Annotated in this window: 14 protein-coding genes and 1 tRNA gene; 11 read left to right on the top strand and 4 right to left on the bottom strand. The window is 58.9% G+C overall.

Features of this window, described 5'->3' with window-relative positions; translation table 11 throughout:
• Window positions 1-3 precede the first annotated feature (3 nt).
• From FYK34_RS13610 to FYK34_RS13570, 9 genes are all read left to right on the top strand, one after another.
• Complete coding sequence (locus FYK34_RS13610; RefSeq protein WP_149297258.1) at window positions 4-2,160, top strand: RelA/SpoT family protein; 2,157 nt, start codon at window positions 4-6, stop codon at window positions 2,158-2,160.
• Window positions 2,157-2,366 carry a sulfur carrier protein ThiS gene (thiS, locus tag FYK34_RS13605; protein WP_149297256.1) on the top strand — a complete coding sequence of 70 codons (210 nt, stop codon included), beginning with the start codon at window positions 2,157-2,159 and terminating at the stop codon, window positions 2,364-2,366. Before FYK34_RS13610 ends, thiS begins: the two co-directional genes overlap by 4 nt.
• A 50-nt stretch (window positions 2,367-2,416) precedes the next feature.
• Window positions 2,417-3,211, top strand: coding sequence for a thiazole synthase (locus tag FYK34_RS13600; protein ID WP_149297255.1), 795 nt, complete (start codon window positions 2,417-2,419; stop codon window positions 3,209-3,211).
• 163 nt (window positions 3,212-3,374) lie between these two features.
• Window positions 3,375-3,587, top strand: a complete 213-nt coding sequence (rpsU, locus tag FYK34_RS13595) for a 30S ribosomal protein S21 (RefSeq protein WP_043578765.1) — start codon at window positions 3,375-3,377, stop codon at window positions 3,585-3,587.
• A gap of 109 nt (window positions 3,588-3,696) precedes the next feature.
• A complete protein-coding gene (locus FYK34_RS13590) occupies window positions 3,697-4,143 on the top strand; it encodes a GatB/YqeY domain-containing protein (protein ID WP_149297253.1) in 447 nt (148 codons plus the stop codon).
• Between the two features lie 21 nt (window positions 4,144-4,164).
• Complete coding sequence (dnaG, locus tag FYK34_RS13585; RefSeq protein ID WP_149297251.1) at window positions 4,165-5,961, top strand: DNA primase; 1,797 nt, start codon at window positions 4,165-4,167, stop codon at window positions 5,959-5,961.
• Between the two features lie 74 nt (window positions 5,962-6,035).
• Window positions 6,036-7,967, top strand: a complete 1,932-nt coding sequence (gene rpoD, locus FYK34_RS13580) for an RNA polymerase sigma factor RpoD (RefSeq protein WP_149297249.1) — start codon at window positions 6,036-6,038, stop codon at window positions 7,965-7,967.
• Between the two features lie 92 nt (window positions 7,968-8,059).
• Window positions 8,060-8,138, top strand: a tRNA-Ile gene (locus FYK34_RS13575).
• A gap of 286 nt (window positions 8,139-8,424) precedes the next feature.
• Window positions 8,425-9,279, top strand: a complete 855-nt coding sequence (locus FYK34_RS13570) for a hypothetical protein (RefSeq protein ID WP_149297247.1) — start codon at window positions 8,425-8,427, stop codon at window positions 9,277-9,279.
• Between the two features lie 261 nt (window positions 9,280-9,540).
• On the opposite strand, the gene arsB is transcribed toward FYK34_RS13570, so the two are convergent.
• From arsB to FYK34_RS13550, 4 genes are read right to left on the bottom strand one after another with little or no spacing between them, the layout of a single operon-like run.
• Window positions 9,541-10,611 carry an ACR3 family arsenite efflux transporter gene (gene arsB, locus FYK34_RS13565; protein ID WP_149297245.1) on the bottom strand — a complete coding sequence of 357 codons (1,071 nt, stop codon included), beginning with the start codon at window positions 10,609-10,611 and terminating at the stop codon, window positions 9,541-9,543.
• Window positions 10,612-10,661: 50 nt separating this feature from the next.
• The gene (locus FYK34_RS13560; protein WP_149297244.1) at window positions 10,662-11,156 is read right to left on the bottom strand and encodes an arsenate reductase ArsC; all 495 of its coding nucleotides are present in this window, start codon (window positions 11,154-11,156) and stop codon (window positions 10,662-10,664) included.
• Window positions 11,157-11,175: 19 nt separating this feature from the next.
• Entirely contained in the window at window positions 11,176-11,658 is a 483-nt protein-coding gene (locus tag FYK34_RS13555) for an ArsI/CadI family heavy metal resistance metalloenzyme (RefSeq protein WP_149297242.1), read from the bottom strand.
• A gap of 24 nt (window positions 11,659-11,682) precedes the next feature.
• Window positions 11,683-12,018, bottom strand: coding sequence for an ArsR/SmtB family transcription factor (locus FYK34_RS13550; RefSeq protein ID WP_149297240.1), 336 nt, complete (start codon window positions 12,016-12,018; stop codon window positions 11,683-11,685).
• A 348-nt stretch (window positions 12,019-12,366) separates the two neighbouring features.
• On the opposite strand from FYK34_RS13550, the gene FYK34_RS13545 reads away from it, so the two are divergent.
• Together FYK34_RS13545 and FYK34_RS13540 are read left to right on the top strand one after the other, a co-directional pair.
• On the top strand, window positions 12,367-12,579 hold the full coding sequence (locus FYK34_RS13545) for a DNA-binding protein (RefSeq protein ID WP_149297238.1): 213 nt from the start codon (window positions 12,367-12,369) through the stop codon (window positions 12,577-12,579).
• A complete protein-coding gene (locus FYK34_RS13540) occupies window positions 12,576-14,081 on the top strand; it encodes a YfjI family protein (protein WP_149297236.1) in 1,506 nt (501 codons plus the stop codon). Before FYK34_RS13545 ends, FYK34_RS13540 begins: the two co-directional genes overlap by 4 nt.
• Window positions 14,082-14,644: the final 563 nt, after the last annotated feature.

Here is a 14,644-nt window from a genome sequence, read left to right as displayed (position 1 = left end):
ACGATGGCCAGCGGCATTGAGACAGGTATCGATTACCACGCCTTGATCGAATCCGAAGCGGCGGCTTTTTTTGAAAACGCCGCCCGTTACCTCAAGCCGGAAGACGTCGCCCTGCTCAAGCAGGCTTTCGCGGTCAGCCGCGAGGCGCACGAGGGCCAGACCCGCAAGAGCGGCGAGCCCTACATCACCCATCCGTTGGCGGTGGCCACCATGCTCACCGACTGGCGGCTGGATGTGCAGGGGCTGGCCGCGGCCTTGCTGCATGACGTGCTGGAAGACACCGGCGTCACCAAGCCCACGCTGATCGAGAAGTTCGGCAAGATCGTCGCCGACCTGGTGGACGGCCTGTCCAAGCTGGAGCGGCTGGAGTACCAGACCAAGGAAGCGGCTCAGGCCGAGAGCTTCCGCAAGATGGTGCTGGCGATGGCGCGCGACATCCGCGTCATCATCGTCAAGCTGGCGGACCGGCTGCACAATATGCGCACGCTGGACTCGATGCGCGAGGACAAGCGCCATCGCATCGCGCTGGAGACGCTGGAAATCTACGCGCCGATCGCCAACCGCATCGGCCTGAACAAGGTCTATCGCGAGCTGCAGGACCTGGCGTTCAAGCATCTGCATCCGCACCGCTACAGCGTGCTGTCCAAGGCGGTGCGCGCCGCGCGCGGCAATCGCCGCGAGGTGGTCAACAAGATACTGCAGGCGGTCAGCCAGCGGCTGGTGCAGAGCAATATCGAGGCCACGATCAAGGGCCGCGAGAAAAATCTTTACAGCATCTACAAGAAAATGCAGGAGAAGCACCTGTCCTTCTCCGAGGTGCTGGACATCTACGGCTTCCGCGTCGTCGTCAACGACATCCCGGCCTGCTACCTGGCGCTGGGCGCGCTGCACAGCCTGTACAAGCCCATTCCGGGCAAATTCAAGGATTACATCGCCATTCCCAAGGGCAATGGCTATCAAAGTCTGCACACCACGCTGTTCGGCCCTTATGGCACGCCGGTGGAAATGCAGATCCGCACCCGCGAGATGCACAATGTGGCGGAGGCTGGCGTGGCCTCGCACTGGATGTACAAGAGCGGCGAGGGCATCAACACCGCGCAGCAGCGCACCCACCAGTGGCTGCAGAAACTGCTGGACATGCAGGAGGAGAGCGAGGACGCGGTCGAGTTTCTGGAGCACATCAAGATCGACCTGTTCCCGGACGAGGTCTACGTGTTCACGCCCAAGGGCAAGATCATGGTGTTGCCGCAAGGGGCCACGCCGGTGGACTTCGCCTACGCCGTGCACACCGACGTCGGCCATCGCTGCATCGCCGCGCGTGTCAACCACGCGCTGGTGCCGCTGCGCACGGTGCTGCGCAATGGCGACACGGTGGAAATCATCACCTCGACGCAGGCCAAGCCCAATCCGTCCTGGCTGGCCTTCGTGCAGAGCGGCCGCGCGCGCTCCGGCATCCGCAATTATCTGAAGAGCCTGCAGCGCGAGGAGGCGGTGTCGCTGGGCGAGAAGCTGTTGCGGCAGGCGGTGGGCGCCTTGGCGACCACGCCGCTGGCGGTCAGCGAAGAACTGCGCGCCGAATACTTCGCCACTTATGGCGAGAAAATGAACAGCTTTGATGACGTGTTGGCGGAGATCGGCGCCGGCAAGCTGCTGCCCATCGTGGTGGCGCGGCGCATGCTGGAGCTGGCCGGCGAGCGGCTGGGCGAGGGCGTGCGCGTCGGCCCCATCACCATACGCGGCAACGAGGCCGGCATGGTGCAGCTGTCCAATTGCTGCAATCCGCTGCCCGGTGACGAAATCCTGGGCGTGATCACCAAGGGCCAGGGCCTGGTGATCCACCGCGTGGAGTGTCCGAACGCGCGCCGCGCCGATCACGACAAGCTGCTGGAAGTGAATTGGGAGGCGCAACGCGACCGCATGTTCGGCGTCACCATGGGCGTGCTGTCGCGCAACGAACGCGGCGCCTTGGCCGACATCGCCACCGCCATCTCGCAGGCCTCGGCCAATATCGAGAGCGCCGACACGCAGGACAGCAGCCGCGATGGCGATGGCCTGTTCAATATCCACTTCCGCTTGCAGGTGGAAGGCGTGGAGCATCTGGAGCGCGTGTTGAACGCCGTGCGGCAATTGCCGGTGGTGCAGCGCGTGGAGAGAAAATGAGCCAATTGAATCTGAGCATCAACGGCGAAGCGCGCAGCTTCGCCGGCATAGCCACGTTTGCCGATCTGGTGGTTGAGCTGGGCTTGACGGGCAAGCGCATCGCCATCGAGCGCAACGGCGAGATCGTGCCGCGCAGCCGTCACGCCGAAGCGACGCTGGCGGACGGCGATGTGCTGGAAATCGTGGTGGCGGTCGGCGGCGGCTAAATCGGTCGCGCCGGTCATACTGTGTCAACGGATAGGGAAGGGGTGGGCAGGTGAGCGATCAACTGGTGATTGCCGGCAAGACGTTCCATTCTCGTTTGCTGGTGGGGACGGGAAAGTACAGCAGTTTCGAGCAAACGGCCGAGGCGCTGGAGGCCTCCGGCACGGAGATCGTTACCGCGGCGATCCGCCGCGTGAACCTGGGGCAGAATCCTAACGAACCGAATTTGCTGGACTTTTTGCCGCAAAGCCGGTATAACCTGCTGCCCAACACGGCGGGGTGCTACTCCGCCGAGGATGCGATCCGCACCCTTCGTCTGGCGCGCGAGCTGCTGGACGACCACCGCTTCGTGAAGCTGGAGGTGCTGGGCGATCCCAACAATCTGTATCCCAACGTCAGAGAAACGCTGAAGGCCGCGGAAGTGCTGGTGGCCGAAGGTTTCGACGTGTTGGTCTACACCTCGGACGATCCCATCGTCGCGCGCGAGCTGGAGCAAATCGGCTGCTGCGCGATCATGCCGCTGGCCAGCCTGATCGGCTCCGGCATGGGCATCCTGAATCCGTGGAATCTGCAATTGATTATCGAGCAGTCCCAGGTCCCGGTGATCGTGGATGCCGGCGTCGGCACCGCGTCCGACGCGGCTATCGCCATGGAACTGGGCTGCGACGGCGTGCTGATGAACACAGCGATCGCCGGCGCGCGCGATCCGGTGTTGATGGCGCGCGCAATGAAACTGGCCGTGGAAGCTGGCCGCGCCGCCTATCTGGCCGGCCGGATGCCGAAACGTTTTTATAGTGCAACGCCAAGTTCTCCTAGTGAGGGGGTGATTTCTTCCGTCAAGCCGTGACGTTTTTCGGCCCGAGCGCCCGCTGTTCCGCAGCGCGAAACGCCACAGCCCAGGCCTGACGAAGCTTTTTAGACTTTATCAATTTGCGCAACATTGCTAAAATGCTGTTTTTACAGGCAGAGCCATTGGCGCTGCCCTAAAGAAATCAAGGACCCTTAAGTAAATGCCGAATATTCGCGTTAAAGAGAACGAACCGTTCGAAGTAGCTCTGCGTCGCTTCAAGCGCGCTGTGGAAAAGACTGGTCTGCTGACCGAACTGCGCGCCCGCGAGTTCTACGAAAAGCCGACCACCGAGCGCAAGCGCAAGCACGCTGCCGCCGTGAAGCGCCACTACAAGCGCATCCGCAGCCAGATGCTGCCGCCGAAACTCTACTAAGAGTTTTCCGGCTTCAAGCAGGACCGCAGGCCATGCCTGCGGTTTTGCCATTTGTACTCCCGCATTTCCCCTGCTGCCCGTCGCAGCCTGTACCCCAAGTGAGCACGACATGAGCCTCAAAGTTCGCATCACCGACGACATGAAGTCCGCCATGAAAGCCAAGGAAGCCGACAAGCTGGCCACGATTCGCCTGCTGCTGGCCGCCGTGAAGCAGAAAGAGGTGGACGAGCGCATCGAACTGGACGACGCCGGCATCACCGCCGTCATCGACAAGATGATCAAGCAGCGTCGTGACTCCATCGCCCAGTACCAGGCCGCGCAGCGCCAGGATCTGGCCGACAAGGAACAGGCCGAGATGAACGTGCTGATGGGCTATATGCCGCAGCAGCTGTCGCAGGCCGAGATCGAGGCGATGATCGCCCAGGCCGTGGCCGACATCGGCGCCGCCGGCATGCAGGACATGGGCAAGGTAATGGGCGTATTGCGTCCGCAGCTGGCCGGCCGCGCCGATATGGCGCAGGTTTCCGCCTTGATCAAGGCCAGGCTGAGCGCGTAATCCGCCCGCAGGCAGCCGCGTTTGATTCCGCAGGATTTCATCGACCAACTGCTGTCCCGCGTCGACATCGTCGACGTGGTGGACCGCTACGTCCCCTTGAAGAAGGGCGGGCAGAACTATATGGCCTGCTGCCCCTTTCACAAGGAAAAATCGCCCTCATTTACCGTCAGCCCCAGCAAGCAGTTTTACCACTGCTTCGGCTGCGGCGCGCACGGCTCGGCCATCGGCTTCGTCATGGAGTACCAGGGCATAGGCTTTGTCGATGCCGTGAAGTCGCTGGCCGAGGGCATCGGCATGCAAGTGCCGAACGAGCGCGAGGTCAATCCGGAAGCCAGCCGCAAGGCGCGCGAGAAGCAGGTATCGCTGGAGCAGCTGATGCAGCAGGCCAGTGATTTCTACCGCCGCGAGCTCAAGGGCGCGGCCAATGCCGTGGCCTATTGCAAGGGGCGAGGCCTGACCGGCGAAGTCGCCGCGCGCTATGGCCTGGGCTATGCGCCGGATGGCTGGCAAAACCTCGAAGCGGCGGTCCAGAACTATCAGGACGACAAGCTGGTGGAAGCCGGGCTGGTGATCGTGGCCGAGGACAGCGGCCGCCGCTACGACCGTTTCCGCGACCGGTTGATGTTCCCGATCCGCAATCAGCGCGGCGCCATCGTCGGCTTCGGCGGACGGGTGCTGGGCAAGGGCGAGCCGAAGTATCTGAACTCGCCCGAGACGCCGCTGTTCGAGAAGGGGCGCGAGCTGTACGGCCTGTACGAGGCGCGGCAGGCGATCCGGGATAAAAACCGGGTGCTGGTGGTCGAAGGTTATATGGACGTGGTGGCGCTGGCGCAGTACGGCATAAGCTACGCCGTCGCGACGCTGGGTACTGCCACTACGGGCGAACATGTGCGCAAGCTGCTCAAGCACGCCGATCAGGTCTATTTCTGCTTTGACGGCGACGCCGCCGGACAGAAGGCGGCGTGGCGCGCGCTGGAAAACAGCTTGTCGCAGCTGGTGGACGGCAAGTCGCTGAACTTCCTGTTCCTGCCGACCGAGCACGATCCGGACAGCTATGTGCGCGAATTCGGCGCGGAGGCGTTTGAAGAACTGCTGACCCAGCAGAGCCTGCCGCTGTCCGTGTATTTCACGCGCGAGCTGTGCCGCGGCGTCAATCTGGCCACGCCGGAAGGGCAGGCCGAGCTGATCCGCGTCGCCAAGCCCTTGCTGGCGCAGATCGCCGCGCCGGCCTTCGGCTACATGATACGGAAGCGCCTGGCCGAGATGGCGGGCGTGGATGTGGACGAGCTGGACATGCTGACTGGCGGCGGCAAGCCCAAGCCGCGTCGCGCCCGCGAGGGCGGGCGGCGCGACTACAAGCTGCCAGCCGATTCGCAGCGCCCGCTCAATCCCACCATGGTCAAGAAACTGATCAAGTGGCTGCTGATGAATCCGCAGTGGGCGGCAGACGTTCAGCTGCCGGACAGCCTGGCGCTGTCCGACGAGCTGGCCTGCTTCGCCATGCTGGCGGAGCGCGTGCTGGAGCACGGCGAGTCGCCCAATACGGCGCAGTTGATCGAGGGCCTGCGCGGCACGCCGTACGAGGGACTGATAGACAGCGTGTTGCAGCAGGCGATGCAGGACCCGGACGAGTTCGCCGACCCTGGCGAAGACGACCGGCAACTGTTCCAGGACGGCAACGCGCGCTTGTTGAAAATGCTGCATGCGGAGCAGCTGGAAAGGCTAAAACTGAAGGACCGGCACGAGGGCTTGACGCCAGAGGAGAAGGTCTTGATGGGACAGCTGTTGCGGGAAATGTTCTCGCCGCCGAACGGATAGTTTCGGCGGAAAAGTCTAGGTAGTTGTGTTATAATCAACTGTTTTTTTCGGCTTTTTTTCAAGCAGGAAGCGAAATGGCGGCCTCTCCCGAAAACCAGAAAGATGTGCAGGACAGCCAGCAGGAAGTGATGAGCCTGGAAGAGCAGCGGAAACGCTTGCGCCAGCTGATCGCGCTGGGTAAAGAGCGTGGGTACCTGACCTACGCCGAAATCAATGACCATCTGCCGGAAGACGTTTCCGACGCCGAGCAGATCGAAAACATCGTCACGATGATCGCTGGTCTGGGCATTCAGGTGTGCGAAGAAGCGCCGGACGCCGAAACCTTGCTGATGTCCGACGCCACGCCGTCCGTGGCGGACGAGGACGCCGTGGAAGAGGCCGAAGCGGCCCTGTCCTCGGTAGACTCCGAATTCGGCCGCACCACTGACCCGGTGCGCATGTATATGCGCGAAATGGGCTCGGTGGAGCTGCTGACGCGCGAAGGCGAAATCGAAATCGCCAAGCGCATCGAGGACGGCCTCAAGTACATGATCCAGGCCATCTCCGCCTGCCCCGGCACCATCGCCGAGGTGTTGGAGCTGATGGAGCGCGTGGCGCGCGATGAAATCCGCGTCGACGAAGTGGTGGACGGTTTCATCGACCTCAACGCCCCGACCGAAGACGAAGCCCAATTTGCCGAACCGGAGGACAGCGACGATCTGCTGGACGAAGAGGAGGAAGAGGAAGAGGACGAGGAAGGCGCGCCGGTTGACGCCGACGCCGACGCCGCGGCCAATCTGGAAGAGCTGAAGCAGCACGCGCTGGAGCACTTCGCCGGCGTGCGCCTGCTGTTCGACAAGATGGTCAAGGCCTTGAGCGCCAAGGGTCCGCAGAGCAAGGAATACCTGGAGCTGCAGGACGCCATCACCACCGAGTTCATGCTGGTGCGCTTCGCCACCCGCCAGGTGGAGAGCCTGTGCGAGTCGCTGCGCGGCCGCGTCAACGAGATCCGCACCTACGAGCGCGACATCCAGGACATCTGCGTCAGCCGCGTGCGCATGGACCGCGCCCACTTCATCAAGGTGTTCCCGGGCAACGAGACCAACCTGGATTGGGTGGAAGCCGAAATCGACTCCGGCAAGGCCTGGAGCGAGGCGTTGACCCGCTTCAAGCACGCCATCATCGAGAAGCAGACCCGCCTGTCCGATCTGCAGGACAAGGCCATGCTGTCGATCAAGGCGCTGAAGGAAATCAACCGCCAGATGTCGGCCGGCGAGTCCAAGGCGCGCCGCGCCAAGAAGGAAATGATCGAGGCCAACCTGCGTCTGGTGATTTCCATCGCCAAGAAGTACACCAACCGCGGCCTGCAATTCCTGGACCTGATCCAGGAGGGCAATATCGGCCTGATGAAGGCGGTGGACAAGTTCGAATACCGTCGCGGCTACAAGTTCTCGACCTACGCCACCTGGTGGATTCGCCAGGCCATCACCCGCTCCATCGCGGACCAGGCGCGCACCATCCGCATTCCGGTGCACATGATCGAGACCATCAACAAGATGAACCGCATCTCGCGTCAAATCCTGCAGGAAACCGGCCGCGAGCCGGACCCGGCGGAACTGGCCGAGAAGATGGAGATGCCGGAAGAGAAGATTCGCAAGATCATGAAGATTTCCAAGGAGCCCATCTCCATGGAAACCCCGATCGGCGACGACGACGATTCCCATCTCGGCGACTTCATCGAGGACCAGAACAACCTGGCCCCGTCCGACGCGGCGATGTACTCCAGCCTGAAGGACGCGACCAAGGAAGTGCTGGACACCCTGACGCCGCGCGAGGCCAAGGTTCTGCGCATGCGCTTCGGCATCGACATGAACACCGACCACACGCTGGAAGAAGTGGGCAAGCAGTTCGACGTGACCCGCGAGCGCATCCGTCAGATCGAGGCCAAGGCGCTGCGCAAGCTGCGCCACCCGACCCGCTCCGAGCGTCTGCGCAGCTTCCTGGACAATGAGCCGGGCGGCCAGTAAGCAGCTGTTTTGAAGTGTGGGAAATCCCCAAGCGCCTTGAATAAAGGACTTGGGGATTTTTCTTTTCCTCGCTATAATGGCCCACTCTTTCAGGGCCTCTAGCTCATGCTTGGTTAGAGCAGCGGACTCATAATCCGTTGGTGCGGGGTTCGACTCCCCGGGGGCCCACCAAATAAAACAACGACTTACAGCGAAAGCTGTAAGTCGTTTTTCTTTGTGCTTGTTGAGTTGTAGGGCTACTGTAGGGCGTAGTGGGGGTTCTCGCTCCTACTTGGGGTCCTGATGATAGAGCCCGACTTGAGATCCGTCGATCTGACGTATGGTGCGGATGATAAAATCAGTACAAGGATGGCGGTGTGTACAGCCAGAGTGCGCATGCCCCGCTGTTCTTGTCGTTCCTAAAATACCACATGTCACTGGTGGGGCGTCAGCCTTGCCTATCGAATGCTGATCCATAATGAAATTCATTTCCATTTTTCAACTTCTTGACGCTATCAGTCGTCGTATCGATTTACCAGGTAATTGGGATAGTTTGATTGCCATACCAGAAACCGATCCCAGCCTTTCATTTTTCAAAGGGGAGAGACTGCAAGCGCTGGTATCTTCAAATTACAGTGCAGAGCGTAGCTTGGCACTGAATTTTTTTGTTAGGGCGTATCGGCAGTCTGTTGCTGCTCGTGGGCTGGATATGGTGCTGGTCAACCATGCAGAAATATGCCCTGCATGGTACGACATAAAAGATACGGGGGCTCCAAAGAAAAATCCTGAAGCGGCATCTATTGTGGAACCTATATTGGTGCACTTGGCAAATAGCTTCGATTATCTATTGGATTTTCATCGACGTAATGGGTTTGATCACAGAGATCCTAGAGCCCCCAAGCGCTACGCCCAGCCAGAGGATGCAAAACGGTTGGATGAAATTGGATTCTTTTATGAAGACCTGCAGATATTCTTCAAAGCAATTGATATTGATGACCCTTTTGAGGAGCCCGTGGAGGGATCTATAGCAGTTGCGGATGCTTCTATCTTCCAGTCGCTAGGTAAAACAATTTATCGCCTACCAGGTCAGACTGGCCGGAAGCACCCGCTATACGAGCTTATTAATCAGGCAAAAGCCTCAGCTGCAGATCCACTTGACTATAAAGAAGTTTGGCTTAAGTTGATTGAAATAGCGCTTTCTGATAAGCCGCCGTTGCCAATGATGTATTACGAAGAAGGTAAAGGAATTAAGTACATTGCTGGGGATGGAGTGAAACACTATACCAAAGGTGCACTGCGCCAGTATTTCTCTCGATTAGCGAAAAAATGCTAAGCAGTGCAATATCTTGATTAACACGTTTTTCAACTGTAAATCTGTTCGATTTTTGAACAGAAATGATTGATTTTTTATATGGGCGCAGTTAATTGATCAGTCTGCCAATCATGTATTGGCAGACTGATTGATTTGTTGCGTTGGCTTTTGAGCGAAGTATCTGGTGGATGAGTTTCCTGAGTATCGTAATATCCTACTATAGTGGATTAATGCTGCGCTTTCTTGGATATTGCCATGGTTTATGAATCATCTTGGCAATGGTCAAACAGTGCGTTCGTACCATGGCTTGGTCGCATTGACGATGCGTACCACCAATAGCATCACCGGCACCTCGATCAGCACGCCCACCACTGTGGCCAGCGCGGCGCCGGATCGGAAGCCGAACAGGCTGATCGCGGCCGCAACGGCTAGCTCGAAGAAGTTGGAGGCGCCGATCAGCGCCGATGGACAGGCGACCGAGTGCTTTTCACCGACGCGGCGATTGAGCCAGTAGGCCAGCGCCGAGTTGAAGAACACCTGGATCAGGATGGGCACGGCCAGCAGAGCAATCACCATCGGCTGCTGCAGGATGGCCTTACCCTGGAAAGCGAACAGCAGCGCCAGGGTCAGCAGCAGCGCAGCTATCGACCACGGTTGGATGCGATGTATAGCTGCATCGAACACAGCTTGGCCCTTGTCCAGCAGCGTCTTGCGGATAGCCTGCGCCATCAGCACCGGCACCACGATATACAGTCCCACCGATGTCAACAGCGTGGCCCACGGCACGGCGATGCTGGAAACGCCCAGCAGCAGCCCGACTAGTGGGGCGAAGGCGAACACCATGATCAGGTCGTTCAACGCGACCTGGGACAGCGTGAAATACGGATCCCCACCGGTCAGCCGGCTCCAGACGAACACCATGGCGGTGCACGGCGCGGCAGCCAGTAGGATCAGACCCGCGATGTAGCTATCTAACTGCGCTGCAGGCAGAAGCGGCGCAAACCATACCCGAATGAACAGCCAAGCCAGAAAGGCCATCGAGAACGGCTTGACCAGCCAATTGATGAACAGGGTAACGCCGATACCCTTGATGTGCGCCTTAACCTGGTGCAGGGCGCTGAAATCGATTTTCAGCAACATGGGAATGATCATCACCCAGATCAGCAGGCCTACAGGCAGGTTGACCTGAGCGATTTCCAAACCGCCGATCACTTGGAACAGGCCGGGGAAGGCCTGCCCCAATCCGATGCCAGCCACAATGCAGAGGGCAACCCAGGCGGTCAGGTAGCGCTCGAACAGGCTCAGTGTGGCGCCGGCGGCGCAGGGATGGGCGACTTCAGATGGGGAGGACATGGCATTCTCCGTGGGGTAGGGCGATTCTGCGCGCTGCCGGGAGGACAGCGTCAGGAGAGCAGCGTACCGATGCGATCCAACTCTACTTTGAGTAGGGGCCGGTCCTGGCGCAGCGCGTCCAGCGACAGGGCCAGGAATGCTTCAATCCGCGCCCGCAAGATGCGATAGGCCATCACGAAGGCCGCGTCTATCTCTTGATCGCAGCCCACGGCATGGGCAGGATCCTCCACGCCCCAGTGGCTGCGTAGCACCGGGCCCAGATACGCCGGGCAGGTTTCGCCGGCGGCGCTGGCACATACCATGATCACGATATCAGGCGTAGCCGGCAGGTGATCCCAGGATTTGCTGTGGTAGCCGTCGGTGGCGATCCCTTCTCGCGCCAGCAGCGCCAGCGAGCGCGGGTGCACCTGTCCGGTCGGCTGGCTGCCGGCGCTCATTGCATGCCAGCCCGCCGGCGCCAGGTGATTGAACACCGCCTCAGCCAGGATGGAACGACAGGAATTGCCGGTACACAGGAACAGCACATTGACCATGGCTTGGTTCATGGCAGGTTTCCTTTGGCGCTCAGCAGCAGCCGCTGCCGGGCGAACAGGTGTTCTTGGGTGTGATCTTGACCGTGGCGGTTTTCGGCGCACAGCAAGCGCTGGCCGGTTGGCTAGGCTCAGACTCGCCGCCATTGAATGTCGGGATCGACGCCAGCGTCTGATAGCTCTCCCAGGCAAGGCCGGAAGGGTCAGTCACCCAGTGCTTGTTCGACTCGGCGTAGCAGCAGGCGGTGCCCGTCTGCGTCACCATGCTGATGTCGGCCGCCTGCAATTGGTGCTGGAACTGCGCCAGCTCTTCCTCGCTGTCCACCTGAAAGCCCAGGTGGTCGATGCCAGCGGCGCCGCCGCGGCTAGAGATCGCGAAGTTGAGGCGCGGATCCTCCAGCATCCACTTGGCGTAATCAGTCTTCTGCACCGTGGGCTGCGCGTTAAACAGCGCCGAGTAGAAGCCGATGCTGTCTTCCAAGTTAGCTACCGCGATGTGTACGTGAAAGCGTTTCATGGTGGAACTCCCGGTAGTGATTCGTTATGAGCAAGCGCCATCGCAGGGCGAGATGCTGCTCGCCGGCGTGCAAGCCTCGCCGCGACAGCAGTTCTCGGTCAGAAAGCCCAACAGGCCGTTCATCTGCTCGTAGTTGGCCGAGTAGTAGATGAAGCGTCCCTCCTGACGGGCCAGGATCAGGCCGGCGTGGGACAGCTCCTTCAGGTGGAAGGACAGCGTGGCATTGGCCACGGCGAGCCGCTCGCCGATCTGGCCAACTGCCAGGCCTTCGGGGCCTTGCTGGACCAGCAGTCGGTAGATCGCCAGGCGCGTGTCCTGCGCCAGAGCGGCCAAGAGGGTGACAGCGGTTTTTGTTTCCATATTTCTATATTTATGGAAATAATGATTGGAGTAAAGGGGTGTCACGTAGCTGACCAAAAGATAGTCAGATGTCAATCTTCCCAAAAGATACCAAAAAAATTCAAGATACCAGGCTTTGCTCGGGTAGTTTGCAAGGTTTGTTTTCAATCCATTTGGCTGCTCATTTCTGCTTGAAGCTGATCATTTTTGCTTATTCCTGCTCATATCTGCTCGCCTGCTCATCCGCTTAGCGGCTTGAATTATTGTTCCCTCCAAGCGATTCACATGGAGTCAGCGGTCAGGAAGGCGCAATGCATTCTCGACCCTCCAGGTGATGGCTGATCTTGTTTTCAACTACTTGGAGTCAATATGAGCAGCACCCAAATTCACTTTCCGGCGACTTGTATGATGCTGACCACGAATGCGTTGGCAGAGCAGCTTGGCATGCGAGCGCAGTCTTTGCGCAAGCGCTTTGCTGCTACGGGCAGCTACTTTGGCGTTCGGCCAGTCAAGCTGCCGAATGGCCAATTGCGCTGGCCTACAGATGCTGTCGAACGTTTGATGAAAGGGAACGCTGCATGAAACCTAGCAATTCTTCCCTGCCGCGCCAAAGCTACTTTCCTATGCTGACCTTGCCGAAGAAGCTCCAGAGTGCGGTTTGTGCTACGCAAGCACTGATTCAAGCACCGGACTCGATGGTGGCTACGCTGGGCATCGCAGTCATGTCCGAAGCCCTGCAAGGCCTGGGCAGCGTGCAGATCCCGAATGGGCCGCTTTGCCCTCTGTCGAACTGGGTGTTGATCATTGCCGACACGGGCGTGGGGAAAACGCCTTCTTTGAATATGATGCGCAAGCCGCTGGTTGAATTTGAAAATGCAAGGCATCGGCAGTATGAGCAAGCGATGGCAGACTTCCAAGCAGAACATCGTGCATGGGATCTGGAACGGGCCGAGTACGAACAGGCATTGCGCAAGGTGGTTCGGAAAGGAGGGGACATGCATGCCTGCAAGCAGCGCTTGACCCAGCATATGGCGGAAGAGCCGAAGCGTCCACGCAAGACCATGCTGACCTATCAAGATGCCACGCCTGAAGCCTTCTGCCAGGGGCTGTGCGATCACTGGCCGAATGCGAGCTTGGTAAACGATGAAGCCGCCAGCTACTTCAACGGCCATATGGGGCAGGCGATGGCGATGCTCAATCAGCGCTGGGAGATTCAATCGCTGTCCATTGAGCGGGTTTCGCGGGACAAGCCCATGTTCGTGCAAGATCCCCGCGTGGCACTGATTCTGGCGATTCAACCTGGCCCCTTTGAGCGATACATGGAGCGCAGTGGACAGGAAGCGCGCGAACTGGGAGCGATGTCTCGCTTTCTGGTATGCCGCCCCGACAACAATCAAGGCGACCGTTATGTGGGTCCGATCGAAATCGATCCGCAAGAGCTGAGCGGTTTTCATGATCGTGTGACGCAGTGTTTGCAAGACAGCATAACTGCTGATGGCGAGCCCTTGCTGGAAAAACGCGTCTTGACCTTTAGCCCGGAAGCGGCCCGGCGTTACCATCAGATACGCGAGCAAATTGAGGTTGCCATGCGTCCTGGCCAGAGCTTGGCGAATGTGAAGGATTGCGCGGCCAAGACGCCGCGCCACTTGGCTAGATTGGCAGGCGTGTTCGAGTATTTCGAAAGCGGTCATACCATCATCAGCCTGGACATGCTGGAGCGAGCCTATGCCGTGATGACCTGGTACATCAATGAGTACATCCGCGTCTTTGTGCCGCCGCCGGAGTACCCGCAGGAACAGCAGGACGCGGATAGACTGCAACCGTGGTTGCACCAGTTCGCCCAGAAGCGTTGCAACCGCTACTTGGTCAAGAACGACATCCGCAAGCATGTGCTGAGCGAGTTGCGCGACAAAGCGCGTTTGGAGCGGGCGCTTGGCGTGCTGCGGCAGCGTGGTTGGATTAAGGAGTGGTTGGTAGGGAAGATAGGTTTGATCGACATGATGCCTAATCTCTACGGTGATCCAGTAGCGCTGAACATGGCATTGAATACCTATCGCACCTCCCGCTGCAAGCCTACCTTCTGATCCTGCGCGATTGCGCCAGCTGCGGTCTGGCCGCAGCGGCGCAGGCGGCGCTGGCAGATCTCAACCGGTGACCTTGATGGTTGCCGGTTTTTTTTTGCCTCATTCCGATGCTTTATCCACATTAAGCTAAATACCGAATTCTGATCCAGTTCTTTTTTGATATGTGCGAATGCGCAACAAAAAACATGGTGAATGCCGCGTTGACTTGGATGGAGCAGCGTATATTCCTGGGCAAGTGAGTCTGATATTAATTTTTGGGGATTGACGCCGCTGCGGGTTGGCTGGTTTACTAGTTGTTAAATAATTCTGCGAGGATGAGGTCTCGCAATAGTAGCTATTTTTTTGATTAAACTAGAAATGGAAGCTAATAACTCTGTATATTAACCTGTTTTATTAATTGCCCGCCCTGAGGACATTTTTGACATCTTCATACAAGGAGTTCCTGCATTTTTTAATGTAGTTCATTCTGGTATATGTTTATTATTGGATTATTCATTTCTTTTCATTAAGAAGAGAGGTGCTTGCCTAGGCAGCTGTCTTGATAATCAAAGCCATGGCAGTAA

The sequence above is a fragment of the Chromobacterium paludis genome, assembly GCF_008275125.1.
Classification (GTDB): Bacteria; Pseudomonadota; Gammaproteobacteria; order Burkholderiales; family Chromobacteriaceae; genus Chromobacterium; species Chromobacterium paludis.
This window is presented reverse-complemented; position numbering and strand designations above follow the sequence as displayed.